Origin of the sequence: Streptomyces sp. DT224 (assembly GCF_049844595.1) — a bacterium.
In the GTDB taxonomy this organism is placed as follows: Bacteria; Actinomycetota; Actinomycetes; order Streptomycetales; family Streptomycetaceae; genus Streptomyces.
The window spans coordinates 125,843-150,786 of record NZ_JBNCLI010000013.1; the positions used below are offsets into that span (position 1 = coordinate 125,843).

Sequence of the window (24,944 nt, forward strand, 5' to 3'; positions counted from 1 at the left end):
TGATCCGAAGGGGACGAAACTCATGTCAAACGTCTCGCACGTCGGCCACGACATGGCCGGACACCCCGATGTGTCGGAAATGAGCGACCGTTACGCACGCGTCATGGGCGGCCGCGACGTGGCGCTCGTGGACGCGCCGGTCTTCCTGGTCGGCCTCTACTGCGCCGTGTCTCCGTGGGTGCTGCACTTCACCACCTCGCAGTCCGCGCTGGTGACGCACAACCTGGTCATGGGCATCGCGATCGCCGTGCTCGGCCTCGGCTTCACCGCGATGCCGCAGCGGATGTACGGCCTGAGCTGGGCCATCTGCGCCATGGGCGCCTGGATGATCATCTCGCCCTGGGTGGTGGGCAGCAGCCCGGACACCGGCGTCATCCTCAACAACGTCATCATCGGCGGACTGACCGCCCTGCTCGGACTGGTCTGCGCGGGCGCGTCGATGAAAATGAGCCGAGGCGGCCGGTCCTGACCGGCCCTCCCCGGGAAAGGGAACCCACGCCGAAGCCGGCCGGCCCCAGGGGGATCCGGCCGGCTTCGGCGTGGCTCAGCCCAGGGAGCTGTACGCGACGACGCCCCGCAGCACCTCGTCGACCGCCTTGCGGGCACTCCGGGCCACCGAGCTGTTCTCCCGGGGCGCGGCGGCGGCCACCTGGCCCAGCACGTCGATGACCTGCTTGCACCAGCGCACGAAGTCACCGGCCGGCATGTCCGCCTCGCGCAGCACCTCGTCCAGCGAGCGGCCGGACGCCCACATGTACACCGCCCAGGCGAAGCCGAGATCGGGCTCGCGCTGGCCCACCCCCTCCGCCTGGTTGATCTTGAAGTCCTCCTCCAGGGCGTCGAGCCGCCCCCAGATGCGGACCATCTCGCCCAGCGCGGTCCTCGCGGGCCCCGACGGCAGCTTCGGCGCCACCGCGTCGTCGGCCTGCCGCGCCTCGTACACCAGGGCGGAGACGCACGCCGCGAGCTCCGCCGCGTTCAGCCCCTCCCAGACGCCGGCGCGCAGGCACTCGCTCGCCAGCAGGTCGAGCTCACCGTAGAGCCGGGCGAGGCGCCGCCCGTGCTCGGTGACCTCGCTGCCACGCAGGTAGTCCAGCTCGGTGAGCAGGGCCACGATCCGGTCGAAGGTGCGGGCGATCGTGTTGGTGCGCCCCTCGATGCGGCGCTCCAGCTGCCGGGTGTCGCGCTGGAGCCGGTAGTAGCGCTCGGCCCAGCGGGCGTGGTCCTCGCGCTCGTCGCACCCGTGGCAGGGGTGGGCGCGCAGCTCGGCCCGCAGGCGCGCGATCTCGCGGTCGTCGGCTGCGGGGGCGCGGCCCTTGCGGTGCCGGTCCGGGACGATGTGCCCGGCCTTGGTCCGCAGCGCGGAGGCCAGGTCCCGGCGCGACTGCGGCGAGCGCGGGTTGAACGACTTGGGCACCCGCATCCGCTCCACGGCCTCCACGGGCACCGGGAAGTCGATCGAGGCGAGCCGCTTCACCTGCCGCTCGGCGGTCAGCACCAGCGGGCGGGGCCCGTCGTGGTACTCCATGCCGCGGTGCCCGTGCCCGTTGGTGCGGCCGGCCGGGAGCCCGGGGTCGAGGACGAGCGCGAGGCCGGCGAACTTGCCGGTCGGGACGTGGATGACGTCGCCGGGCTTCAGCTTCTCCAGGGACGCGGCGGCGGCGGCCCGCCGCTGCGAGGCCCCCTGCTTGGCCAGCTCCGTCTCCCGGTCCTTGAGGTCGCGGCGCAGCCGCGCGTACTCCTCGAAGTCACCGAGATGGCAGGTCATGCCCTCGCGGTAGCCCTCCAGGCCCTCCTCGTTGCGCTGGACCTGGCGGGAGATCCCGACCACCGAGCGGTCCGCCTGGAACTGCGCGAACGAGGTCTCCAGGAGTTCGCGCGAGCGGTGCCGCCCGAACTGCTGCACCAGATTCACGGCCATGTTGTACGACGGCCGGAAGCTGGAGCGCAGCGGATACGTGCGGGTGCCGGCGAGTCCGGCGAGGGCGCCCGGGTCCATGCCGCGCTGCCAGAGCACCACGGCGTGGCCCTCGACGTCGATGCCGCGCCGTCCGGCCCGGCCGGTCAGCTGGGTGTACTCGCCGGGGGTGATGTCGGCGTGCTGCTCGCCGTTCCACTTGACGAGCTTCTCCAGGACGACCGAGCGGGCGGGCATGTTGATCCCGAGCGCCAGCGTCTCCGTCGCGAAGACGGCCTTGACGAGGCCCCGGACGAACAGTTCCTCGACGATCTCCTTGAACCTGGGGAGCATCCCGGCGTGGTGCGCGGCGATGCCCCGCTCCAGGCCCTCCAGCCACTCGTAGTAGCCCAGGACGTGCAGGTCCTCGGACGGGATGGACGCCGTCCGCTCCTCCACGATCTCCCGCACCAGCCGGCGCTTGTCGTCGTCGTTGAGCCGGAGCCCGGCGTGCAGGCACTGCTGGACGGCGGCCTCGCAGGCGGCCCGGCTGAAGATGAACGTGATCGCGGGCAGCAGCCCCTCGGCGTCCAGCCGGTCGATGACCTCGGGGCGCGAGGGCGTCCAGATCCGGCTGCGCTGGCGCCGCTCGCGCTCGCGGTCCGCCTCGCGGACCATCTTGCCGCGGCGGCGGTCGCGGGGGTTGTACCCGCGCTGGTTCTCCATGCGGGCGAGGCGGACGAGATCGGGGTTGACCTCGCGGCGGCCGGTGCCGCGGCCGCCGTGGTCGGTCTCCTCCTCGAAGAGGTCGTACATCCGGCGGCCGGCCAGCACGTGCTGCCAGAGCGGGACGGGCCGCTGCTCGGAGACGATCACCTCGGTGTCGCCGCGCACGGTGTCCAGCCAGTCGCCGAACTCCTCCGCGTTGGACACGGTCGCCGACAGGGAGACCAGGGTGACCGACTCGGGGAGGTGGATGATCACCTCTTCCCAGACGGCGCCCCGGAAGCGGTCGGAGAGGTAGTGCACCTCGTCCATGACCACGTGTCCGAGGCCGTTGAGCGCCTGGGAGCCCGCGTACAGCATGTTCCGCAGGACCTCGGTGGTCATGACGACGACCGGGGCGTCCGCGTTGACGCTGTTGTCACCGGTGAGCAGGCCGACCTTGTCGGAGCCGTAGCGCCGGACCAGGTCGGCGAACTTCTGGTTCGACAGGGCCTTGATCGGCGTGGTGTAGAAGCATTTGCGGCCCTGCTCCAGGGCGAGGTGCACGGCGAATTCGCCGACGATCGTCTTGCCCGAGCCGGTGGGGGCGGCGACGAGCACGCCCTTCCCGGCCTCCAGCGCCTTGCACGCCTCGATCTGATACGGGTCGAGATCGAAGTCGTACATCTCGCGGAACGGTCCGAGAGCGGTCGCCTGCTCGGCCGCCCGGAGCCGGGAAGCCTGGTAGCGCTCAGCTGGTGAGAGGTCCTCTGTCATCTTGTTGTCGAGCCTACCCGCCGCCTCTGACAGTGACGCGATCTTTAATCGCCCATGACAGAGGCCGGGGTGGCCCCCAGCACCCGTACGGCCTTCGGCACGCAGGCGGCGGTCAGCGGGAGGGCCCCGAGCGGTTCGCCGTCCGCGTACGCGGTGACGCCGACGGCTTCGAGGGTGACCGACGAGGCCCGGTGCACGGTCACCACGGGGTGGCTGAGGTGCGTCCCCTTGTACACCCGGGGGAAGACCTTGAGCAGGGTCGTACGGCTGCACTCGCCGACCACCGTGATGTCGAAGAGGCCGTCGCTCATGTCCGCGTCCGCGCAGATGCGCATGCCGCCGCCGTACGAGGTGCCGTTGCCGACCGCGACGAGCGTCGCCCGGATCTCGCGCGCGGGCCCGCCGTCCAGACTCATGCGGTACGTGACCGGCTTGAAGGCGGCCAGCTCGGCGAGGATCGCCAGGTCGTACTTGAACCGGCCGCCCACCCAGCGCATCCGGTTGCCCCGGTCGTTGACCCGTGAGTCGAACCCGGAGGCGAGCACCGAGCCGAACCAGCGTTCCCCGGTCCGGCCGAGGTCGATCTCGCGCACGGGCGCCCGGCCCTTGAGCGCGTCGGCGGCGAGCCGGCCGGACGCCTCCGGGTCGCGGATCGGCAGGCCCAGGGCGCGCGCGAAGTCGTTGCCGGTCCCCACCGCCACCACGCCGAGCGGGGTGAGCGTCCCGGCGACAGCCTGGAGGGCCAGCGACATGAGCCCGTCCCCGCCGACGGCTATGAGCGCCCCCGTGCCCTCCGCGACCGCGTCCCGCGCCCGGCGCAGCGCGTCACCGGCGTCCTCGCCGAGGATCGTGCGTACGGAGAAACCGGCCTCCCGCAACGCCGAAGCGGCCGGCTGCGCGGCTCGCGCGCCCCGGCCGCGTCCCGCGGTGGGATTGACGAAGAGGGTGATCTCGCTGGTCACCCGGGGACCCTACAAGGTCAGGTGATGTCGTCGTAACCGTCGCGCGCGGAGGACCGTCCGCCGTCGGCCTGGCCCGGCACGGTGGGTGACGCCGACACGTGCTCCATGTCGCCCAGGTCCGAGGGTGTGAGGTCCAGGTCGGACGCCTCGTCGTCGTCAAGGCCGGCATCGGGGTTGTTCCGGCGCCTGCGGCTGTCGTTGAGCAGGCAGATGCCGAGTGCGAGGAAGTACAGCAGCACGATCGGCGCGGCCAGCGTGATCATCGTGAGCGGGTCGCCGGTCGGGGTGGCGACGGCCGCGAAGACGGTGATGCCCATGACCATGGCCCGCCACCAGGAGGCGAGCCGCTTGGCCGACAGCACTCCGGTGAAGTTCAGCAGGACGAGCAGCAGGGGCAGCTCGAAAGCCAGGCCGAACACGACGACCATGCGCGTGACGATGTTGAGGTAGTCGTCGACGGGCAGCAGGTTGGTGGTGTTGTCCGGGGTGAAGTCGAGCAGAACTGCCGCGGTCTGCGGCATCAGGATGTATGCGAGTGCCGCACCCACGAGGAACAGCGGCACGCCGGCGCCGACGAAGCTCAGCGCGTACTTCTTCTCGTTCTTGTGCAAGCCCGGGGCGAGGAACGCCCAGAGCTGGTAGAGCCAGACCGGCGTGGAGAAGACCACACCCGCCATGAGGGAGACCTTGAGAGCGATGGAGAACGGGCCGACCAGACCGTTGATCGTCATCTCCGCGCAGGGCCGTCCGTTGACCTGCTTGCGCTGGCCGTCGGCGCAGCCGACCGACTTGAGGATCGGCCGGATAAGGAAGTCGATCAGTTCGCTGTAGAAGAAGGCCGTGATCGAGGTGATCACGATGACCGCCAGGACCGCGATCAGCAGTCGGTTACGCAACTCTCGCAGGTGATCAGCGAGAGGCATGCGCCCCTCGCTGTCCTTCTCCTGCTTGCGGGCAGACTTGAGCAACCCACTTCCCTCGTCTCGTGCGGCGGCCGACGGAAGAACCCGTCGGCGCGGGTCAGCTCTGGGTGGTGGGCTTCGCTTCGCTCACCGGGCGGGAGCTCGTGACGTCGCCGGGCGCGGCCTGGATCGTACGGGCGGCGGCCTGCTGGGCGGCCGGGTCGGCGGCGGCGTCCGTGGTGGCGGTGACCGTCGGCTCGTCGTCCTTCTTCATGGCCTTGGCCTCGCTCTTGAGGATGCGGGCCGACTTGCCCAGCGAACGGGCCATGTCGGGAAGCTTCTTGGCGCCGAACAACAGCAGGATGACAGCGATGATCAGTACGATCTCGAGAGGCTTCAGATTGCCCATGGTGTGCTTCCTTCTGGCTGAGGCGGCTGGAGGTGGGCTCGCTGCCCTTGAGTGGCGGATACACATCCGACGATTCGCCGACAGCGATCGTAACCCGCGGGAGTAAACGCGGGGCAATGCCCGTGCATACTTTCGATTGCGGCCCGCACCTCCCTGCCTGGGCCGTCTTGCAGCAGCGTACCTCCCGGGCCCTGGAAACAGGAGGCCGCGTCTACGGGCCTCCAGGGCCTTACGGCAGGGTCTTGCCCGTGGCGGCGAGCCGTTCGGCCGCGCGCTCCAGGTCGTCGGCGGCGCGGTTGATGCGCTCCGTGGTGCGGGTCACCTGGTGGCCGAGGCGCTGGGCCTCGACGAACACCCTGATGGCGAGCACGCCGAGCACGGCGATTCCGAGGAACCCCAGGGCGATGGCGAGCATGGGCCAGAACATGCGGGAGGAGCCTTTCAGGAGCCGGTGTGCAGGCGCAGCGTCCGTACGCCGCCGTCGGTGAGGAGCTCCACTATCCGCTCCCCCGCCGGTCTGCGGACGCACGCGGCGCAGTCGGGGCAGGTGAAGGAGTAGAAGGTGGTGCGGCTGGTCGCGCCGATCACCAGCCGGAACTCCGCCGCCGCCAGCTCGGACCGCGCGCGGCAGTCGGGGCAGGCGGCCTTGAAGCGCGCCGACTCCGGCACCGAGACGGTCGGCACGGCGGCGCGGCCCGGCAGCGCGGAAAGGTGGCCCATGTCAGCAACCGTCCCTTCAGACCGCGCCGTCGTACGCGGCGAGCGCCGCCCGCGCCGCACTCCGCGCGCTCTCGGCCAGCTCCGGGGGCGAGACGATGCGCCCCTCCCGGCCGAGCCGCAGCGCGAGCCGGCGCAGCGAGGCCGGGTCCGGGGTGCGCAGGGTGATCCGCAGACCGCCGTCGGGCAGCTCCTCCGCCCGGTCGTGCGGGTAGTACTCGGCGACCCAGCGCCCGCCGGGGCCGACCTCGACGACGACTTCCGGGTCCTCGGCGGCCGGCTGGACCAGCCCCTCGGACAGGTCCCGCAGCTCCAGCTCGGGCGGGGCGGCGGGCTCGTCGAGCAGCCGGATCTCGGCGACCCGGTCGAGGCGGAAGGTGCGCCGGTCCTCGGAGGAGCGGCACCACGCCTCCATGTAGGTGTGCCCGACGGCGAAGAGCCGGATCGGGTCCACCTCGCGCTCGGTGAGCTCGTCGCGGGCGGGCGAGTAGTAGCGCAGCCAGAGCCGGCGCCGCTCCGAGATCGCCCGGTCCACCTCGGCGAAGACGCCGCCCTCGGACTCGAAGGTGACCGAGAGCCGGGAGCTGGCGGCGCCCACCTCTCCGGCGGCGGTCTCCAGCTTGGCGGTGGCCCGCAGCAGCGCCTGCCGGTCGCTCTCGCGCAGCCCGGGCAGGGTCGCCACGGCGCGGGCGGCGACCAGCAGGGCCGTCGCCTCGTCGGCGGCGAGCCGCAGCGGTTCGGCGACGTCGTCCGCGTTGTGCCACCAGATGCGGTCGCCGTCGGTGTCGATGTCGAGCAGGTCACCGCCCCGGAAGCTGGTCCCGCACATGGGCAGCACGTCCAGGTCGGAGATCAGCTCGTCCTCGGTGATCCCGAAGGCCCGGGCGACGTCCTGGACGTGGGCGCCGGGGCGCTCACGGAGGTACGTCACCAGGGAGAGCATCCGGCGCGTCTGGTCGATGGCGTTCGTGGCCATGGAATACGGTCCCCTCAGTCCTTGGCCACGGCGCGCAGCCGGTCCACCACGTCGGCCCGCAGGTCCTCGGGTCCGGTGACGACGACGTCGGGCCCGAACTCCACGAGCCAGGCGTCCAGGCCGTGTCCGTACGGGATCTCCAACTCGTCCCACCCGTTCCCGAGTTCCCGGACCGACATGGCCCGGGCGCGCAGCGGGTAGCCGGAGTCGGTGCGGAGCCTGATCAGGGCGGTCCGGGTGGCCGTCTCACCGGCCCAGCTCTCCACGGTCTCGCGGACGGTGACCACGTCGGGCACCTCGGCGGTGAAGGCGCCGGCCCGGGAGCGCACCTTCCCGGTGATCCGGGAGAGCCGGAAGACGCGCTCGGCGCGCCGCTCACGGTCCCAGCCGGCGAGATACCAGTGGCCGCGCCAGCATTCCAGGGTCCAGGGCTCGACCTGGCGCTGCTCGGGCTGGGCGGCGTTGGCCTTGCGGTAGTCGAAGGTCACCGGGCGGCGGTCGCGGCAGGCGAGCATCAGGGGTTCGAACGCGGCCTCGTGGACGGGGATGCGGGGTTCTAGGGCGCTGTGCACCTCGTAGGTGTCCTCGGTCTCGGGCATCCCGGCCGCCCGCAGCTTCTGCAGGGCCCCGCTGGCCGCGCCGGCGAGGCGGGCCTGCTGCCAGACCTTGGCGGCCAGGCCGAGCGCGGCGGCCTCCTCGGCGTCCAGCGTGATGGGCGGCAGCCGGTTGCTGTCGCGGCGGGCGAGATAGCCGGTGTCGCCGTCCAGGTTCTCCACGGTCTCGATGACCAGGCCGAGCTCGCGCAGATCGTCCTTGTCACGCTCGAACATCCGGTTGAAGGCGTCGTCGGAAGCCGCTTCGAGGTACGCCTCGATGGAGCCGCGCAGTTCGCGCTTGCTGAGCGGGCGCCGGGTCCCCAGCAGACACAGCGCCAGGTTCATCAGCCGCTCGGCCTTGGCAATCGCCATCGACGCCCTTTCCCTTGTGCTCTACGACGCTCGACCGTACCGCCCCGGGGTGTCCGGACAAAAGCGAGGGCCCGTGCCTCATGGCACGGGCCCTCGCTCCACGGAACGCGGGATCAGACGGCGACCAGGTCGCAGACGAAGATCAGCGTCTCGCCCGGGCCGATCGCACTGCCCGCGCCGCGGTCACCGTAGGCGAGGTGCGCGGGGATGGTCAGCTGGCGGCGGCCGCCGACCTTCATCCCCTGCACGCCCTTGTCCCAGCCCTCGATGACCTGGCGGGCACCGAGCTGGAACTGCAGCGGCTTGCCGCGGTTCCACGAGGCGTCGAACTCCTCGCCCGTGGAGAAGGCGACGCCCACGTAGTGGACGGAGACGAACTGGCCGGGCTTGGCCTCCTCGCCGTCGCCCTCCCAGATGTCCTTGATCTCCAGATCGGCCGGCGGCTCGCCACCCGGGAAGTCGACCTCGGGCTTGTCGATGCTCACTGACTTGCTCCTCTTACTGATGAACTGGGCAACCGGGACAGTCTTACATCTTCGCCAGGATGTCCACGGCGAAGACCAGGGTGGAGTTGGCGGGCACGCCCGACTGCTCCTTGTCGCCGAGACCCTGGTCCGGCGGCACGACCAGCAGCACCCGGCTGCCGATCTTCTTGCCGACCAGGCCGTCCTTCAGGCCCTTGAGGGTGACCTGCGCCAGGGGGAAGGTCTGCGTCTTGCCCGTGGTGTAGGTGTTGTCGAACTCCTTGCCGCTCTTCCAGATCTTGGCCACGTAGTTCACGACGACCGAGTCGGTGTCCTTGACCACGTCGCCCTTGGACTCCAGCACGTAGTCGGAGACCAGCTTCTTCGGCGGGTCGACCTTGCTCGGGATGGTGACGCTCGGCGCCTTGCCGTCGGTGTTGGTGCCCACCTTCGGCAGGTCGGTGTTGTCCTGGGCGACCGCGGTGCCCTTGGCCGAGGCCGGAATCTGCTTCGCCTTCAGGATGTCCACGACGAAGACCAGGGTGGCGTTCGGCTTGATGTCGCCCTGGCCCTGGGGCCCGTAGCCGAGCTCCGGCGGGATGACGAGCTGGACCCTGCTGCCGACCTTCTGGCCGACCAGGCCCTTCTCCCAGCCCTGGATGACCATGCCCGCGCCGAGCGTCAGATCGAACGGCTGCTTGCGGTCGAAGCTGTTGTCGAACGGCTCGGTGGAGTCGTACGCCTGGCCGAGGTAGTTGACCTGGGTCACGTCGCCGTTCTTCAGCTTCGCGCCGTCGCCCTCGCTGATGACCTTGGTCTTCAGCTCCTTGGGCGGCGTACCCGTGCCCTTGGCCAGGGTGGGCTTCTCGCCGAACTTCGCGCCCGCGGTGATGGCGGGGAAACCGCCCTTGGACGGGGTGGACGCGGAGGCGGAAGCGGAGTCGGAGCCCTTGTCGTCGCTGCCGCAGGCCGCTGACGACAACAGCAGCAGGGGGACGACGAGAAGGCCGGCAAGTCGGCGCACTGGTTCCTCAGATCTCAGACGGCATATGTGGGGGACACGCCCCAGGGGGTTCCGGGACCCCGCCACTCTAGGCCGTACGAAGGGCCCCGTACGAGGAACGTACGGGGCCCGAGTCGCACCGGTGCCGGGGCGTATCCTGCGCCTCACATACCCGCGATCAGCTTCTCCACCCGGTCGTCCACCGACCGGAACGGGTCCTTGCACAGCACCGTGCGCTGCGCCTGGTCGTTGAGCTTGAGGTGGACCCAGTCGACGGTGAAGTCCCGCCGCTGCTCCTGGGCCCGCCGGATGAAGTCCCCGCGCAACCGCGCCCTGGTCGTCTGCGGGGGCACCGACTTGCCCTCGAAGATCTTCAGGTCGTTGCAGATGCGGGCGGCCTGCCCCTTGCGCTCCAGCAGGTAGTACAGCCCCCGCCGGCGGTGGATGTCGTGGTAGGCGAGGTCTATCTGCGCGACCCGCGGGTTCGACATGGTCATGTTGTGCTTGGCCCGGTACCGCTCGATGAGCTTGTACTTCATGACCCAGTCGATCTCGGTGTCGATCCGGTCGAGGTCCTCGGCCTCGATCGCGTCGAGCGTACGACCCCACAGTTCGAGGACGCGCTCGACGTTGCCCGTGCGGATGCCGCGGCGATCCACGAAGTCCACGGCCTTCTCGTAGTACTCGCGCTGCACCTCTATGGCCGACGCCTCCCGGCCACTGGCGAGACGGACCTTGCGCTGCCCGGTGGTGTCGTGGCTGACCTCGCGGATCGCCCGGATCGGGTTCTCCAGGGTCAGGTCGCGCATCACCGTGCCCGCCTCGATCATGCGGAGCACCAGATCGGTCGCGCCGACCTTGAGCAGCATGGTCGTCTCGGACATGTTGGAGTCCCCGACGATGACGTGGAGGCGGCGGTAGCGCTCCGCGTCCGCGTGCGGCTCGTCGCGGGTGTTGATGATCGGGCGGGAACGCGTCGTCGCGGAGCTGACGCCCTCCCAGATGTGCTCGGCACGCTGGCTGACGCAGTAGACCGCGCCCCGCGGGGTCTGGAGCACCTTGCCGGCGCCGCAGATCAGCTGCCTGGTGACGAGGAAGGGAATGAGGATGTCCGCGAGGCGGGAGAATTCCCCGTGCCGGGCCACGAGATAGTTCTCGTGGCAGCCGTAGGAGTTTCCCGCCGAGTCGGTGTTGTTCTTGAAGAGATAGACGTCGCCGGCGATTCCCTCCTCGTGCAGGCGGCGTTCGGCGTCGACGAGCAGGCCCTCGAGAATGCGCTCGCCGGACTTGTCGTGGGTGACCAGCTCGGTCAGGTTGTCGCATTCGGGGGTTGCATATTCCGGATGCGATCCCACGTCGAGGTAGAGGCGGGCGCCGTTCCGCAGAAAGACATTGCTGCTGCGGCCCCATGACACAACACGGCGGAAGAGGTAGCGCGCCACTTCATCAGGAGACAGTCGGCGCTGTCCCCTGAACGTGCACGTGACGCCGTACTCGTTCTCCAGCCCGAAAATGCGGCGGTCCATGACTGAACATTACGCCTGATGGCCCGAGCTGAAACCGGGTTCGACGGCACCGTTTCGATCATTTTCCGATCCTCGCACCGCTACGGCGGTACGGGCGGGAGCCGCGAGCACCGATCCGGTGGCCAGGAGAACGATCAGCGCCGCCACTCCACCGGCCCCCGCGACCGCGAAGCTCCACGCCGTCCCGCCCAGTTCGACGGCCGGACCGGCCACCGCGGTCCCCACGGCCGCGCCCACCCCGAAGGTCGTCACGAGCCACGAGAACGCCTCCGTCACCGTCCCGCGCGGGGCGTGCCGGTCGACCACGATGAACGAGCACGCGACGGCCGGCGCGAGGAACACCCCGGAGACGGCCGCCAGCACGGTCATCGCGACCGGGCCGGGCGTCAGCACCAGCGGCAGATAGCCCGCCGCGAGCAGCGCCACGATGACCCGCAGCCGCCGCTCCGGCGCCCCCGCCCACTGCCGCGCCCCGTAGACCGCCCCGCCGATCAGGGCGCCGAGGCCGAGCGCGGCCATCAGCCAGCCGTACACCGACTCCCGCCCCCGGTCGTCGGCGTACGCCATCGCGGCCACGGTGATCGAGCCCAGCGCCAGGCCCACGAAGAAGAACGAGCCGAGCAGCGCCAGCAGGCCCGGCGAGCGCAGCGCGCCCAGCCAGTGCGCCTCGCGCGGGGCGGAGCGCCAGGCCCGCGAGGGCTCGCAGAGCACGACCGACAGCGCGCCGAGCACCCCGATCGCATTGATGACCAGCAGCGCGGTGGCGGGCGACCAGAGGGCGGTCAGGAGTGTCACGAGCAGCGGGCCCGCCGTGAACATGACCTCCTGCGCGACGGCGTCCATGGCATAGGCCCGGTGCACCCGGTCCTCACCGCCCAGCACGCTCGGCCACAGCGCCCGCAGGCCGCCCTCCAGCGGGGGCGTGAAGAGACCGGCCACGGCCACCGCCGCGTGGGCGAGCGGGAGCGATCCGGTCCCCGCCACGGCGAGGAGGGCCATGCCGAGCGCGGAGACGACGGCGGCGGGCAGCTGGACGCGCGGCTGCCCGTACAGGTCCACCGCCCGGCCGAGCAGCGGCTGCCCGACCGCCGTGGCCAGTCCGTACACCGCCGCGAGCGCGCCCGCGACGCTGTAGCTGCCGCCCTCGGCCCGGACGAACAGCACGATCGCGATGCTCGCCGTGCCGTTCGGCAGCCGGCCCACCAGGGTGCCGGTCAGCAGCCTGGCGGCGTGCCGCGCCCGGAGGATGTCCAGATATCCCGCGGCCATGTCCCGCCCCTCTCCCTCGGGTGCCTGTGCGGGCCAGCGAGGTTTTACGTATAACTTCCGGGTTCATACGTACCATGAGCCCGTCCGCAGGTCCACCTCACGGGCCTGAACCGAACGGCCCGGAGGCCCGCGTGACCAGCCCCGCACCACCCGGGCCACCCCGGCCCACCAGCCGTGACGTGGCCCGGGCCGCCGGCGTCTCCCAGGCCACGGTCTCGCTGGTGCTCGGCGACAAATGGCGCGGCCGGGTCTCCGAGTCCACCGCGGGCCGGGTCCGCGACGCCGCCCGCGGCCTGGGCTACCGGCCCAACCTCGCCGCCCGCAATCTGCGCCTCGGCCGCACCCGGACGGCCCTCCTGGTCGTCCCGGCCCTCACCAACGAGTTCTTCGCCCAGGTGTACACCGGGGCCGCCGCGGTCGCCGCCGAGCACGGCTTCGGGGTCGTCCTCTACCCCTCCCCCGACGGCACCGGACCGGCCCGCGACCCCTTCCCGTCGGCCCGGGCCGCGCTGGACGGGGTCATCGCCTCCTCCATGGCCGCCGACGCGCTCGATGCCCTGCACGGCGCGGACGTCCCCCTCGTGATGCTGGACAGCGACCCCTCGGCGCCCGGGCCCGCGGCCCGGGTCAACCTCGACATCGCGGACGGGATGCGCCAGGTGGCCCGCCATCTGCTCGCCCTCGGCCACCGGCGCTTCCTCCACCTCGCCTCGGCCGTCGACACCTGGACCTTCGCCTGCCGCGCGGACGCCCTGCGCGAGGAGCTGCGCCGGACCCCCGGCACCGAGGTCCGCACGGTGACCTCGGCGCTGGACGTGCGGTCGGGGCGGCACGCGGCGGAAGAGGCGCTCGGGCTGCCCGGGCCCCGGCCGACCGCGATCGTCTGCGACGACGACATCCTGGCGGCGGGCGCGTGCAAGGCGGCCCGCCGGTTCGGACTGCGGGTGCCGGACGACCTCTCGGTCACCGGCTTCGACGACCTGGCCCTGGCCACCGCGGTGGAGCCGGAGCTGACCACGGTCCGGCTGCCCGCCGTGCAGGTCGGCGAGCGCGGGATGGCCGCCCTGCTGGCTGTCCTGGACGGCCGGGCCGCCGAGCCGGGCAGCCTGCCGGTGCGACTGGTCGTCCGGGGCTCGACGGCGGCGGTGCCGGGGGGCCCGGGCGCATGACGGAGCCCCGGTCCGCCTGCGGGCGGGCCGGGGCTCGGCGGGTCGGGGTGGCGGTCGCTACTCCACGTCGCCGCCGGAATCCGTCGTGTCGGTCGTGGCCGTGGGGCTGTCCGAGGCGGTGTCGCCGTCCTCGGCGTCGGACGGTGCGTCGGTCGGCGTCGACGCGGCGCCCTCCGCTTCGAGGAGCCGGGCCAGCTGCCGGCCGACGATCCGCTTGAACTTGCGCTGCTGCGGCCGTGTGCGGTCCAGGACCGCGACCTCCAGCCGGTCGGCGGGGATCTCCCGCTCGCTGCCGTTGGGGTCGCGGGACAGCGCCTGCACCGCCAGCCTCAGCGCCTCGGCGAGCGACATCCCGTCGCGGTGGCGCTGGTCGAGGAAGGTGCTGATCTGCTCCGCGTTGCCGCCGACCGCGACCGAGCCGTGCTCGTCCACGATGGAGCCGTCGTGCGGCAGCCGGTAGATCTGGTCGCCCTCGGGCTCGGCACCCACCTCGGCGACGACGAGTTCCACCTCGTACGGCTTCTCGGCCGCGCTGGAGAAGATGGTGCCGAGCGTCTGCGCGTAGACGTTCGCCAGTCCACGGGCCGTCACGTCGTCGCGGTCGTAGGTGTAACCGCGCAGATCCGCGTAGCGGACTCCGCCGATGCGGAGGTTCTCGTACTCGTTGTACTTGCCGGCGGCGGCGAAACCGATCCGGTCGTAGATCTCGCTGAACTTGTGCAGCGCGCGGGACGGGTTCTCGCCGACGAACACAATTCCGTCGGCGTACTGCAGCACAACCAGGCTGCGACCGCGGGCGATGCCCTTCCGGGCGTATTCCGCCCGGTCGGCCATGGCCTGCTGAGGTGAGACATAGAACGGCGTCGACACCGGCTATCCGTCCCTTTCTGTCAGTGGCGGGAGCATCGAAGAAGCTGGATACGGACGCGTGCTCAGAGCAGCGCGGCGCGCGGGCCGTCGGGCTGTTCCAGACGGCGTTCCAGAATCGAGCGGGCGATCTCGGAGGATTCCGCGTCGGTCAGCTTCCGGAAGCCCTCGTCCGTGATGACGGTGACGATCGGATAGATACGGCGGCCCACGTCCGGACCGCCCGTGGCCGAGTCGTCGTCCGCCGCGTCGTAGAGCGCCTGCACGACCAGCGTCAGCGTCTCCTCCTCCGTCAGGTCGTCGCGGTAGAGCTTCTTCATCGAGCCCCGGGCGAAGATCGAACCGGAACCGGTGGACGCGTAGCCGACGTGCTCCTCGGAACGCCCGCCGGTGACGTCGTAGCTGAAGATGCGTCCGCGCTCGCGGTCGATGTCGTAACCGGCGAAGAGCGGGACGACGGCGAGGCCCTGCATGGCCATCGCCAGGTTGCTCCGAATCATCGTGGAGAGCCGGTTGGCCTTGCCCTCCAGGGAGAGCTGGGCGCCCTCCACCTTCTCGAAATGCTCCAGCTCCAGCTGGAAGAGCTTGACCATCTCCACGGCGAGACCCGCCGTACCGGCGATGCCCACCGCCGAGTACTCGTCGGCCGGGAAGACCTTCTCGATGTCGCGCTGCGCGATCATGTTCCCCATGGTCGCCCGCCGGTCACCGGCCAGGACGACACCGCCGGGGAACGCCGCGGCCACGATCGTCGTGCCGTGCGGCGCCTCGATGGCGCCCTTCATGGGCGGCATCTGCCGGTTGCCCGGCAGCATCTCCGGCGCCTGGTCGGACAGGAAGTCCATGAAGGAGGACGATCCCGGCGTCAGGAAGGCAGCTGGTAGACGCCCGGTGCTACGAGTGTTGGCTTCCACGCGTTTCCCTCCAGGTATGCGACGGCCCTGCGCCGAATTGCAGTTGAAGCACGTTACGCCCGGACCCTACCCGCCCGGTGACGGTGATCCACATCGAAGACGTGGGCAATCGGACCGGTGGCGCGGTCCGGTGCCCGCGGTGTGCGGCACGGGCGGTCCGCCCGTGCCGCACAGCCGCCGGCCTCCGGCGCCGGGCCGGTTACTCGCCGCCCTTTTGAACAAAGCTTCGAACGAAGTCCTCGGCGTTCGACTCGAGCACGTCGTCGATCTCGTCGAGGACGTCGTCCACGTCGTCGCTCAGCTTCTCCTGGCGTTCCTTGAGGTCCTCGGATGCCTGCGCGTCCTGCGCCTGCTCCTCGACGTCCTCCGTGGAGCGCGTCGCCTTCTGCTGTCCGCCGCCGGTGTCCTTGGTCGCCATCTAGCTCACCCCGCTCGGTTCGAAGCACTTGATCAGACCCTACCCATGGGGTCCGACATTGGCCCGGTACTTGTCTCAACGTCCGGAGGTCATCGGAATGATTCCCAGCCGGAAGCCCTTTCAGGCGCTCTCAGCCCCCTGAGAGGACCTGGACCAGCTCCTGTGCCGTGCGGCACCGGTCCAGAAGGGATTTCACGTGCTCCCGGGTGCCCCGCAGGGGCTCCATCGTGGGCACCCGCTGAAGGGAGTCCTGGCCCGGCAGGTCGAAGATGACCGAGTCCCAGGAGGCCGCTGCGACGTCGTCCGCGTACTGTTCGAGGCAGCGGCCGCGGAAGTACGCCCTGGTGTCCTCGGGCGGCGCCGTACGGGCCCGCTCGACGTCCCGCTCGTCCAGGAGGCGCTTCATCCGGCCGCGGGCCACCAGACGGTTGTACAGCCCCTTGTCCTGCCGTACGTCCGCGTACTGCAGGTCCACCAGGTGCAGCCGGGCGGCGTCCCAGTCCAGGCCGTCGCGGCGCCGGTAGCCCTCCATGAGCTGCCGCTTCGCCACCCAGTCCAGCTCACCGGCCAGGCTCATCGGGTCGTTCTCCAGCCGGTTCAGGGTGTCCTCCCACCGGCTCAGGATGTCCTTGGTCTGCTCGTCGGCGTCCGCCCCGTACCGTTCCTCGACGTACTTGCGACCCAGCTCGAAGTACTCCATCTGGAGCTGCACCGCGGTGAGTGTCCGGCCGCTGCGCAGCGTGATCAGCTGCTGGAGCCCGGGGTCGTGGGAGACCTGGTGCAGGGTGCGCACCGGCTGGTCGACGGCCAGGTCGACGTTGATGAAGCCGTCCTCGATCATGGACAGGACGAGCGAGGTGGTGCCGAGCTTCAGATACGTCGAGATCTCGGAGAGGTTCGCGTCGCCGATGATCACATGGAGCCGGCGGTACTTCTCGGCGTCCGAGTGCGGCTCGTCGCGGGTGTTGATGATGGGGCGCTTGAGCGTGGTCTCCAGGCCGACCTCGACCTCGAAGTAGTCGGCGCGCTGGCTGAGCTGGAAGCCGTGCTCGCCGCCGTCCTGGCCGATTCCGACCCGTCCGGCGCCGGTGACCACCTGGCGCGAGACGAAGAACGGCGTCAGGTGGCGCACGATGTCCGAGAACGGGGTCTCCCGCTTCATCAGGTAGTTCTCGTGCGTCCCGTAGGAGGCGCCCTTGTTGTCGGTGTTGTTCTTGTAGAGGTGGATCGGCTGGGCGCCCGGGAGCTGCGCCGCGCGCTCGGCCGCCTCGGCCATGATCCGCTCGCCGGCCTTGTCCCACAGGACCGCGTCCCTGGGGTTGGTGATCTCCGGGGAGCTGTACTCGGGGTGCGCGTGGTCGACGTAGAGCCGGGCCCCGTTGGTGAGGATGACATTGGCCAGGCCGATGTCCTCGTCCGTGAGCTGGCTGGAATCGGCGGTCTCGCGGGCGAGGTCGAAGCCTCGCGCGTCCCGCAGCGGATTCTCCTCCTCGAAGTCCCAGCGGGCGCGGCGCGCCCGGTGCATCGCCGCCGCGTAGGCGTTGACGATCTGGGACGAGGTGAGCATGGCATTGGCGTTGGGGTGTCCGGGGACGGAGATCCCGTACTCCGTCTCGATGCCCATTACTCGCCGTACGGTCATGCGGCCCTCCTTGCCCGGCGGCGCTCCCTTCCGGGGGCGGCGCTCAAGTACCGCTGCTTGTTCGGTGCGTGCGCGGTCTGCCCGTACCGCGCTGCGTGAACGGGTGGTACGCCTGAGCCTAGAACGCCCGCGTGCCGGTGGGGAGATCAATCGCGTCGTCATTGCCGCGGTGTCGCCCGCGGCCGGCCGGAAAGCAGCCGGCTGCGGATGCCCGGCCGGGCATCCGCAGCCGGTACGGCCTTTTACAGGTACTGACCGGTGTTGGCCACCGTGTCGATGGAGCGGCCGGTGTCCGCGCCCTGCTTTCCGGTGACGAGCGTGCGGATGAAGACGATCCGCTCGCCCTTCTTGCCGGAGATACGGGCCCAGTCGTCCGGGTTGGTGGTGTTGGGAAGGTCCTCGTTCTCCTTGAACTCGTCCACGCAGGCCTGGAGGAGGTGGGAGACGCGAAGGCCCTTCTGGCCGTGGTCGAGGAAAGCCTTGATGGCCATCTTCTTGGCCCGGTCCACGATGTTCTGGATCATCGCGCCGGAATTGAAGTCCTTGAAGTACAGGACTTCCTTGTCGCCGTTGGCGTACGTGACCTCGAGGAAGCGGTTCTCCTCGGACTCGGTGTACATCCGCTCGACGACCGACTGGATCATGGCGTGCGCCGCGGCTTCCTTCGAGCCGGTGTGCTCGGCCAGGTCGTCCGCGTGCAGCGGCAGCGAAGGCGTGAGGTACTTCGCGAAGATGTCCTTCGCGGCCTCCGCGTCGGGACGCTCGATCTTGATCTTGACGTCGAGCCGGCCCGGGCGCAGGATCGCCGGGTCGATCATGTCCTCGCGGTTGGAGGCGCCGATGACGATGACGTTCTCCAGGCCCTCCACGCCGTCGATCTCGGCGAGCAGCTGCGGGACGATGGTGTTCTCCACGTCCGAGCTGACGCCCGACCCACGGGTGCGGAAGAGCGACTCCATCTCGTCGAAGAAGACGATGACGGGGGTGCCCTCGCTCGCCTTCTCGCGGGCACGCTGGAAGACCAGGCGGATGTGGCGCTCGGTCTCGCCGACGTACTTGTTGAGGAGCTCGGGGCCCTTGATGTTGAGGAAGTAGCTCTTGCCGGCGGGCTGTCCGGTGACCTCGGCGACCTTCTTCGCCAGGGAGTTGGCGACGGCCTTGGCGATGAGCGTCTTGCCGCAGCCGGGCGGTCCGTAGAGCAGGATGCCCTTCGGCGGGCGGAGCTCGTGCTCCTTGAAGAGGTCGGGGTGGAGATAGGGGAGCTCGACCGCGTCGCGGATCAGCTCGATCTGGTCGCCCAGGCCGCCGATCTTGTCGTAGTCGATGTCCGGCACTTCTTCGAGGACGAGTTCCTCGACCTCGCTCTTGGGCACGACTTCGTAGACGTAGCCGGACCGGGGTTCGAGCAGCAGGGCGTCGCCGGGGCGGATGGTGATGTCCAGCAGCGGCTCGGCGAGCCTCACCACCCTTTCCTCGTCGGTGTGCCCGATGACCAGGGCGCGTTCGCCGTCCTCAAGGATCTCCTTGAGGGTGACGATGTCCCCGGCGCGCTCGAATTCCATGGCGTCGACCACGTTGAGCGCTTCGTTGAGCATGACCTCCTGGCCGCGCCTGAGGTCTTCGAGTTCGACGCTGGGACTGACGTTCACCCGGAGCTTGCGGCCCCCGGTGAAGATGTCGCAGGTGCCGTCCTCGTTCGCCTGCAGGAACACCCCGAAGCCGGCCGGCGGCTGTGCGAGCCGGTCGACCTCCTCCTTGAGGGCCACGATCTGGTCGCGGGCCTCGCGGAGCGTGCTGGCGAGCCGTTCGTTCTGGGCGGACACGCCTGCGAGGTTGGTCTGCAGTTCGACGATCCGCTCTTCGAGAATCCTCGTATGACGCGGAGAGTCGGCGAGCTTACGTCGCAGGACGGCGATTTCCTGCTCGAGATAGGCGACCTGGCCGGCTGGGTCGTCGGACCCCCGCCCGGGCCGGATGCCGCGGTTGATGTCGTCGTCGTGGGCTGCCACGGTCCTCACCTCCTCCAAGGGGAGCTGGACGCTTCCTGACCCTACCTGCGTGGGTGGTGATTGAAACCCCTAGATCACAAAGACTGTGAGGTGTGTCCGATCTTCACCCTTGCGCTCTCCCCGTCCCCAGGGGGATACCCACCGTTCAACATCGGAAAGCGGCCGGTTGTATCGTCAAAGCGTTCAACACCCGTCAGGGCTGGCTCTTTCCCGGTCCGGCTACGCAGGAAACGGCAGGCGACATGACCGTGCGGCAGGACGCTCCCACCGGTGGCGAGACGCAGGACCTGGAGGTGTGGATCGACCAGGACCTGTGCACGGGGGACGGCATCTGCGTGCAGTACGCGCCCGAGGTGTTCGAGCTGGACATCGACGGTCTGGCGTACGTGAAGAGCGGGGACGACGAGTTGCTGCAGGACAAGGGCGCGACCACGCCGGTGCCGCTGCCGCTGCTCCAGGACGTCGTGGACTCGGCCAAGGAGTGTCCGGGCGACTGCATCCATGTACGTCGCGTTTCGGACAGGGTCGAGGTGTACGGCCCCGAGGCGGCCTGACCGTCGGGGGCTGCGGGCGGCGGTGCCGGGCCGGGGTCAGGCGCCGGCGCCGGCGGTCCCGGCCGTGTCGCCGCCGCGCATGAAGGCGCCGTTCTCCCACCGCCAGGTGACTTTCTCCTGCTGGTCGGGGCAGCAGGAGGGCACGGACGACGAGGAGTAGCCGAGGAGCGTGGCAGAGATGACTCGGTCGCGGACCGTGAAGTCACCGATGGTCAGTTGCTGGGCGGGGTCCACCAGGGTCGCGACGATCCTGGGAGCGGCCCCGCCCGTCTGTGTGAGGACGTAGACCCCGCTGGGCGGGGTGCCCGATCCGGCCGCGCAGTGGACCACCGCTACGGTCTCGGGCCTGCCGTCCCCGTCGAGGTCGCCGGGGGCCTGCTTGGCCACGGTGCTGCCGACGTCGCCGCAGTCCAGGGGGAAGTCCGCCTCGGCCGGGTCGGGGGCGACGGCCGCTTCCTGGTGCTGCTGCTGGGCCGGGGGGCGGTGCCGGGTGGAGGCCGAGGCGCTGCTGTCGGGCTGGAACAGACCGGCTGCCGCGACGACCGCGGCCATGGCCGCCGCGGTGGCGAGCCAGTGCATGGGCCTGGTGTCGGTGTGCGCGAGGTCCGGGAGCGCGGAGGTCTGCACGCGGGCTGTCTCCTGTGGTTCCTGTGGTGCGGCCGTCGGCGTCGGCGGTGCGGGGGTGGCCAGCATCGTGCCACACCTCACACGGCAGCGGAACGGTGGGGTGCGCAAGGATCACGGGCCGTGGATCAGGGCCGCGTACGGAAAAGGGCGCCGCCGCCGGGCCCCGGGTCGGTCCGGGAGCCCGGCGGCGGCGCCGGTACGTTGCCGCGGGTATCAGTCGCGGGAGGAGCCGCTCCGGCCGCCCGGGCCGTCGTAGTCCTCGCCGTAGGCGCCCTTGGAGGGGCGGCGGCGGCGGGCCGGGGCCTCGACACCGTCGGCGAGCCGGCGGGCGGTGACGAGGAAGCCGGTGTGCCCGATCATGCGGTGGTCCGGGCGCACGGCCAGGCCCTCCACGTGCCAGTTGCGGATCATCGACTCCCAGGGCTGCGGCTCGGCGAAGCAGCCGATCTCGCGGATGGACTCGACCGTCCGGGAGAGCTGGGTGGTGGTGGCGACGTACGCGCAGAGGATGCCGCCGGGGACGAGCGCCTTGGAGACGACGTCCAGGCACTCCCAGGGCGCCAGCATGTCGAGCACGACGCGGTCCACGTCGGTGTCCGTGAGGTTGTCCTGGAGGTCGCCGACCGTGAGCTGCCAGGCGGGGTGCGGGCTGCCGAAGTAGCGCTCCACGTTCTGCCGGGCGATATCGGCGAAGTCCTCGCGGCGCTCGTACGAGTGCAGCATGCCCTGTTCGCCGATGGCACGGAGCAGGAAGGTCGAGAGCGCGCCCGAGCCGACGCCCGCCTCCACGACGCGTGCGCCGGGGAAGATGTCGCCGAAGGCGAGGATCTGGCCCGCGTCCTTCGGGTAGACCACGGCGGCGCCGCGGGGCATGGACAGGACGTAGTCGGGGAGCAGGGGGCGCAGCGCGAGGTAGGCGACGTTTCCCGTGGTACGGACCACACTGCCCTCGGGGGCACCGATCAGCTCGTCGTGCGGGAAAGAACCCTTGTGGGTGTGAAAGTTCTTTCCGGCTTCGAGCGTGAAGGTGTGGTGGCGTCCCTTGGGATCGGTGAGCTGGACCTGGTCCCCGACCTTGAAGGGCCCGCGTCGGCGGGCGGCACCGGTCGGTTCAGACATGTGACCAGCGTACCGGTGTTTCGAAGGCCGCCGACCGCCGCCCGCACGGACGTACGGGCAATGGGGGCGTGTCAGGCGGCGGGGCGGGCCATGGCGGCGACGAAGGCGCGTTCGACGTCGGCGGTGGAGAGGACGCCGTAGATCTCGCCGGTCTCCTCCACGACGAGGTATTCGGTCGCGGGGGTGGCCTTGAGGCGGTCCAGGAGGGCTTCGCCGGCGAGTTCGGCGGGGACCCTCATGCCGTCGGTGAGGTCCTGGGCGAGGCCGCTGACGGCGACCCAGGGGCGGCGGTGCTCGGGGACGGCGACGATGGCGGTCTCCCGGACGAGCGCCTTGGGCTCGCCGGTGCCGTCCACCACGACCAGCGCCCGGGCTCCGGCATCGTTGGCCCGGCGCAGCGCCTCGGAGAGCGGGGTGGCGGCCTCGACGGGGACGGCGCGGCGGGTGAGGCTGCGGGCGCGCAGGCCGGGCAGGTGCTCGCGGAGCCGGGCCATGCGGAGGCTGTTTCCGGCGCCGGTCCAGATGATGGCGGCGAGGATCGCGGCGAGCAGGGCGTCGGTGACGGTGTCCATGCCGCTGATCTCACCGGCGTCGTTGCCCAGGGAGCCGCTGCGGGTGAGGAGGGGGAGGCCGACGAGGGTGCCGACGGCGAGGGCGCGGCCGGCCCAGGCGGCGGCGACGGTGCCGCTCATCGGCTTGCCGGTGATCTTCCAGACGACGGCCCTGAGCATGCGGCCGCCGTCGAGCGGGAGGCCGGGCAGCAGGTTGAAGGCGGCGACGATGAGGTTGGAGATCATCAGTCCGCCGAGCAGGACGGCCGGGACGGTGCCGCGTTCCACGAAGCGCAGGGGCACGTAGAAGAGCCCGCCCAGGACGAGGGAGAGCAGCGGTCCGACGAAGGCGAGGACGAATTCGCGGCCGGGGGTCTCGGACTCCTTCTCGATCTCCGAGACGCCGCCGAAGAACTGGAGCTGGATGCGCCGGACGGGGAGCTTGTAGCGCAGAGCGGCGATCGTGTGGGCGAGTTCGTGGACGAGGACGGAGGCGTAGAAGGCGATCGCGAAGAAGAGCGCGACCAGGTAGCGGGCGGCGCCGAGGTCGGGCAGCACCCGGTCGAGCTGGCCGCCGAAGACCCAGGTGATCAGGGCCGCCACCAGGAACCAGCTGGGGGCGACGTAGACGGGCACGCCGAAGGGGCGGCCCATGAGGATCCCGCCTCCGGGCTCGTCCCGGCGCGGGGGCGCGCCCTTGCCGGGCCCGTCGCCGGGGCCGGGGCCCGCCGGGCCGGGCTGCGGCCGCCGGCCGTCGCCGCTCTCGTCCACGAGGTCCCTTCGGTTCGATGTCTTTCGCGGTGTCTTTCGCCACGATGATGCAGTGTTGGAGGGTCTGTGGTCGATGGTATGCCGATCGGTGTCAGTGGCGGGTCGTAGGGTCTTCGCATGACCTCCGTTCCGCCGCCGTCCCCGTCGGTGCCGCAGCCGCCCTCCTCGCTCTCCCCCTCGCGGGCGAGCGATTTCATGCAGTGCCCCCTGCTGTACCGCTTCCGCGTGATCGACAAGCTGCCGCAGAAGCCCAGCGAGGCTGCTACCCGGGGAACGCTGGTCCACGCGGTGCTGGAGCGGCTGTTCGACAATCCGGCGGCGGAGCGCACGCCCGGCCGGGCGACGGCGCTGATTCCGGGGCAGTGGGACCGGCTGCTGGAGTCGAAGCCGGAGCTGGGCGAGCTCTTCGCGGAGGACGAGGGCGGGGAGCGGCTGGCGCGGTGGCTGGGGCAGGCGGAGCAGCTGGTGGAGCGCTGGTTCTCGCTGGAGGACCCGGCGCGTCTGGAGCCGGCGGAGCGCGAGCTGTTCGTCGAGACGGAGCTGGAGTCGGGGCTGCGGCTGCGCGGGGTGATCGACCGGATCGACGTGGCGCCGACGGGCGAGGTCCGGATCGTGGACTACAAGACGGGGAAGGCCCCGCGTCCGGAGTACGCGGAGGGGGCGCTGTTCCAGATGAAGTTCTACGCCCTGGTGATCTGGCGGCTGAAGGGCGTTGTGCCGCGTCGGCTGCAGCTGGTCTATCTGGGCAGCGGTGACGTGCTGACGTACGACCCGGTCGTGGCGGACCTGGAGCGGGTGGAGCGGAAGCTGCTGGCGCTGTGGGAGGCGATCTCGCTGGCGACGCGGACGGGCGAGTGGCGGCCGCGCCCGACGAAGCTGTGCGGCTGGTGCGACCACCAGGCGCTCTGTCCGGAATTCGGCGGGACTCCCCCGGTCTATCCGCTGACCGTCCGCCCGGCCGGTGCGGCGGAGGATGACCAGGGCAGAATGGAGCCGGTCCGGGCCGAGGCCGGCCGGCCTGCGGCCCTCGACGGGCATTGAGGAGATCTGGTGGCTATCCGCGTCCTTCTGGTCGACGACCAACCGCTGCTGCGCACGGGCTTCCGGATGATTCTGGAGGCCGAGGGGGATCTCGCGGTGGTGGGTGAGGCCGGTGACGGTCTCCAGGCTCTCGACCAGGTGCGCGCGCTCCAGCCCGATGTGGTGCTGATGGACATCCGGATGCCGAGGATGGACGGGGTCGAGGCGACGCGCCAGATCACCGGTCCGGGCCGGGACGGTCCGGCGAAGGTGCTGGTGCTGACGACGTTCGACCTGGACGAGTACGTGGTGGAGGCGCTGCGCGCCGGGGCGAGCGGCTTCCTGCTGAAGGACGCGCCGGCCGATGAGCTGGTGCAGGCGATCCGGGTGGTGGCGGGCGGTGAGGCGATGCTCGCCCCGAGCGTGACGCGCCGTCTGCTCGACAAGTACGCGGACCATCTGCCGTCGGGCGAGGACCCTGTGCCGGACACGCTGCACACGCTGACGGACCGCGAGGTCGAGGTGCTGAAGCTGGTGGCGCGCGGCCTGTCGAACGCGGAGATCGCCGCCGACCTGTTCGTCAGCGAGACGACGGTGAAGACCCATGTGGGCCATGTGCTGACGAAGCTGGGCCTGCGCGACCGGGTGCAGGCGGCCGTGTACGCGTACGAGAGCGGCCTGGTGCGCCCCGGCGCGCAGTGACTCGGG

26 protein-coding genes and 1 pseudogene are annotated in these 24,944 nt (G+C 70.7%); 6 read left to right on the forward strand and 21 right to left on the reverse strand.

Features of this window, described 5'->3' with window-relative positions:
• Positions 1–22 precede the first annotated feature (22 nt).
• Positions 23–469 (forward strand): SPW repeat protein, encoded by a 447-nt coding sequence (locus tag ACLQ2N_RS29995; protein ID WP_198957071.1) that lies wholly within the window; start codon positions 23–25, stop codon positions 467–469.
• Between the two features lie 75 nt (positions 470–544).
• On the opposite strand, the gene ACLQ2N_RS30000 is transcribed toward ACLQ2N_RS29995, so the two are convergent.
• From ACLQ2N_RS30000 to ACLQ2N_RS30055, 12 genes are all read right to left on the reverse strand, one after another.
• Positions 545–3,379 carry a DEAD/DEAH box helicase gene (locus ACLQ2N_RS30000; protein ID WP_425817885.1) on the reverse strand — a complete coding sequence of 945 codons (2,835 nt, stop codon included), beginning with the start codon at positions 3,377–3,379 and terminating at the stop codon, positions 545–547.
• 44 nt (positions 3,380–3,423) lie between these two features.
• A complete protein-coding gene (locus ACLQ2N_RS30005) occupies positions 3,424–4,341 on the reverse strand; it encodes a diacylglycerol kinase (protein WP_425817887.1) in 918 nt (305 codons plus the stop codon).
• A gap of 17 nt (positions 4,342–4,358) precedes the next feature.
• On the reverse strand, positions 4,359–5,309 hold the full coding sequence (gene tatC, locus ACLQ2N_RS30010) for a twin-arginine translocase subunit TatC (RefSeq protein WP_425817889.1): 951 nt from the start codon (positions 5,307–5,309) through the stop codon (positions 4,359–4,361).
• 52 nt (positions 5,310–5,361) lie between these two features.
• Positions 5,362–5,652 carry a Sec-independent protein translocase subunit TatA gene (tatA, locus tag ACLQ2N_RS30015; protein WP_425817891.1) on the reverse strand — a complete coding sequence of 97 codons (291 nt, stop codon included), beginning with the start codon at positions 5,650–5,652 and terminating at the stop codon, positions 5,362–5,364.
• 229 nt (positions 5,653–5,881) lie between these two features.
• Positions 5,882–6,079: a hypothetical protein gene (locus ACLQ2N_RS30020; RefSeq protein ID WP_425817893.1), complete on the reverse strand. Its 198-nt coding sequence runs from the start codon at positions 6,077–6,079 to the stop codon at positions 5,882–5,884.
• A gap of 14 nt (positions 6,080–6,093) precedes the next feature.
• A complete protein-coding gene (locus tag ACLQ2N_RS30025) occupies positions 6,094–6,372 on the reverse strand; it encodes a hypothetical protein (RefSeq protein WP_425817895.1) in 279 nt (92 codons plus the stop codon).
• A 16-nt stretch (positions 6,373–6,388) separates the two neighbouring features.
• Positions 6,389–7,345: a helix-turn-helix transcriptional regulator gene (locus ACLQ2N_RS30030; protein ID WP_425817897.1), complete on the reverse strand. Its 957-nt coding sequence runs from the start codon at positions 7,343–7,345 to the stop codon at positions 6,389–6,391.
• A gap of 14 nt (positions 7,346–7,359) precedes the next feature.
• Complete coding sequence (locus ACLQ2N_RS30035; RefSeq protein WP_425817899.1) at positions 7,360–8,313, reverse strand: helix-turn-helix transcriptional regulator; 954 nt, start codon at positions 8,311–8,313, stop codon at positions 7,360–7,362.
• A 113-nt stretch (positions 8,314–8,426) separates the two neighbouring features.
• A complete protein-coding gene (locus tag ACLQ2N_RS30040) occupies positions 8,427–8,798 on the reverse strand; it encodes an FKBP-type peptidyl-prolyl cis-trans isomerase (protein ID WP_425817901.1) in 372 nt (123 codons plus the stop codon).
• Between the two features lie 43 nt (positions 8,799–8,841).
• On the reverse strand, positions 8,842–9,801 hold the full coding sequence (locus tag ACLQ2N_RS30045; RefSeq protein ID WP_425817903.1) for an FKBP-type peptidyl-prolyl cis-trans isomerase: 960 nt from the start codon (positions 9,799–9,801) through the stop codon (positions 8,842–8,844).
• Positions 9,802–9,944: 143 nt separating this feature from the next.
• Positions 9,945–11,306, reverse strand: coding sequence for a Pup--protein ligase (gene pafA / locus ACLQ2N_RS30050; protein ID WP_073967929.1), 1,362 nt, complete (start codon positions 11,304–11,306; stop codon positions 9,945–9,947).
• Positions 11,307–11,315: 9 nt separating this feature from the next.
• Positions 11,316–12,575, reverse strand: coding sequence for an MFS transporter (locus ACLQ2N_RS30055; protein ID WP_425817905.1), 1,260 nt, complete (start codon positions 12,573–12,575; stop codon positions 11,316–11,318).
• Between the two features lie 131 nt (positions 12,576–12,706).
• On the opposite strand from ACLQ2N_RS30055, the gene ACLQ2N_RS30060 reads away from it, so the two are divergent.
• Positions 12,707–13,744, forward strand: a complete 1,038-nt coding sequence (locus tag ACLQ2N_RS30060; protein ID WP_425817907.1) for a LacI family DNA-binding transcriptional regulator — start codon at positions 12,707–12,709, stop codon at positions 13,742–13,744.
• A gap of 57 nt (positions 13,745–13,801) precedes the next feature.
• Here ACLQ2N_RS30060 and prcA read toward each other — a convergent pair whose 3' ends face one another.
• From prcA to ACLQ2N_RS30075, 3 genes and pseudogenes are all read right to left on the reverse strand, one after another.
• A complete protein-coding gene (prcA, locus tag ACLQ2N_RS30065; protein WP_425817909.1) occupies positions 13,802–14,614 on the reverse strand; it encodes a proteasome subunit alpha in 813 nt (270 codons plus the stop codon).
• A gap of 62 nt (positions 14,615–14,676) precedes the next feature.
• Positions 14,677–15,525, reverse strand: a complete 849-nt coding sequence (gene prcB, locus ACLQ2N_RS30070) for a proteasome subunit beta (RefSeq protein WP_425817911.1) — start codon at positions 15,523–15,525, stop codon at positions 14,677–14,679.
• Positions 15,477–15,617, reverse strand: a pseudogene (locus tag ACLQ2N_RS30075) (endonuclease VII domain-containing protein); the annotation flags it as partial. The gene prcB and the pseudogene ACLQ2N_RS30075, both read right to left, overlap by 49 nt.
• Positions 15,618–15,626: 9 nt before the next feature.
• On the opposite strand from ACLQ2N_RS30075, the gene ACLQ2N_RS30080 reads away from it, so the two are divergent.
• Positions 15,627–15,743: a hypothetical protein gene (locus tag ACLQ2N_RS30080; protein ID WP_425817913.1), complete on the forward strand. Its 117-nt coding sequence runs from the start codon at positions 15,627–15,629 to the stop codon at positions 15,741–15,743.
• On the opposite strand, the gene ACLQ2N_RS30085 is transcribed toward ACLQ2N_RS30080, so the two are convergent.
• From ACLQ2N_RS30085 to arc, 3 genes are all read right to left on the reverse strand, one after another.
• Positions 15,725–15,943 carry a ubiquitin-like protein Pup gene (locus ACLQ2N_RS30085; RefSeq protein ID WP_425817915.1) on the reverse strand — a complete coding sequence of 73 codons (219 nt, stop codon included), beginning with the start codon at positions 15,941–15,943 and terminating at the stop codon, positions 15,725–15,727. The two genes, ACLQ2N_RS30080 and ACLQ2N_RS30085, sit on opposite strands and share 19 nt — an antisense overlap.
• A gap of 130 nt (positions 15,944–16,073) precedes the next feature.
• Positions 16,074–17,585 carry a depupylase/deamidase Dop gene (gene dop / locus ACLQ2N_RS30090; RefSeq protein WP_425817917.1) on the reverse strand — a complete coding sequence of 504 codons (1,512 nt, stop codon included), beginning with the start codon at positions 17,583–17,585 and terminating at the stop codon, positions 16,074–16,076.
• A 242-nt stretch (positions 17,586–17,827) separates the two neighbouring features.
• Positions 17,828–19,594: a proteasome ATPase gene (gene arc / locus ACLQ2N_RS30095; RefSeq protein WP_073967936.1), complete on the reverse strand. Its 1,767-nt coding sequence runs from the start codon at positions 19,592–19,594 to the stop codon at positions 17,828–17,830.
• A gap of 242 nt (positions 19,595–19,836) precedes the next feature.
• On the opposite strand from arc, the gene ACLQ2N_RS30100 reads away from it, so the two are divergent.
• A complete protein-coding gene (locus tag ACLQ2N_RS30100) occupies positions 19,837–20,148 on the forward strand; it encodes a ferredoxin (RefSeq protein WP_383296867.1) in 312 nt (103 codons plus the stop codon).
• A gap of 36 nt (positions 20,149–20,184) precedes the next feature.
• Here the strand turns inward: ACLQ2N_RS30100 and ACLQ2N_RS30105 are convergent, their stop codons facing one another.
• From ACLQ2N_RS30105 to ACLQ2N_RS30115, 3 genes are all read right to left on the reverse strand, one after another.
• Positions 20,185–20,775: a hypothetical protein gene (locus ACLQ2N_RS30105; protein ID WP_425817919.1), complete on the reverse strand. Its 591-nt coding sequence runs from the start codon at positions 20,773–20,775 to the stop codon at positions 20,185–20,187.
• A gap of 213 nt (positions 20,776–20,988) precedes the next feature.
• Positions 20,989–21,894 (reverse strand): tRNA (adenine-N1)-methyltransferase, encoded by a 906-nt coding sequence (locus ACLQ2N_RS30110; protein ID WP_425817921.1) that lies wholly within the window; start codon positions 21,892–21,894, stop codon positions 20,989–20,991.
• A gap of 71 nt (positions 21,895–21,965) precedes the next feature.
• Positions 21,966–23,216, reverse strand: coding sequence for a site-2 protease family protein (locus ACLQ2N_RS30115; RefSeq protein WP_425817923.1), 1,251 nt, complete (start codon positions 23,214–23,216; stop codon positions 21,966–21,968).
• Between the two features lie 195 nt (positions 23,217–23,411).
• Between ACLQ2N_RS30115 and ACLQ2N_RS30120 the strand changes: the two genes are divergently transcribed.
• Together ACLQ2N_RS30120 and ACLQ2N_RS30125 are read left to right on the forward strand one after the other, a co-directional pair.
• The gene (locus tag ACLQ2N_RS30120; RefSeq protein WP_425818177.1) at positions 23,412–24,257 is read left to right on the forward strand and encodes a RecB family exonuclease; all 846 of its coding nucleotides are present in this window, start codon (positions 23,412–23,414) and stop codon (positions 24,255–24,257) included.
• Between the two features lie 9 nt (positions 24,258–24,266).
• A complete protein-coding gene (locus ACLQ2N_RS30125; protein WP_164400121.1) occupies positions 24,267–24,938 on the forward strand; it encodes a response regulator in 672 nt (223 codons plus the stop codon).
• Positions 24,939–24,944: the final 6 nt, after the last annotated feature.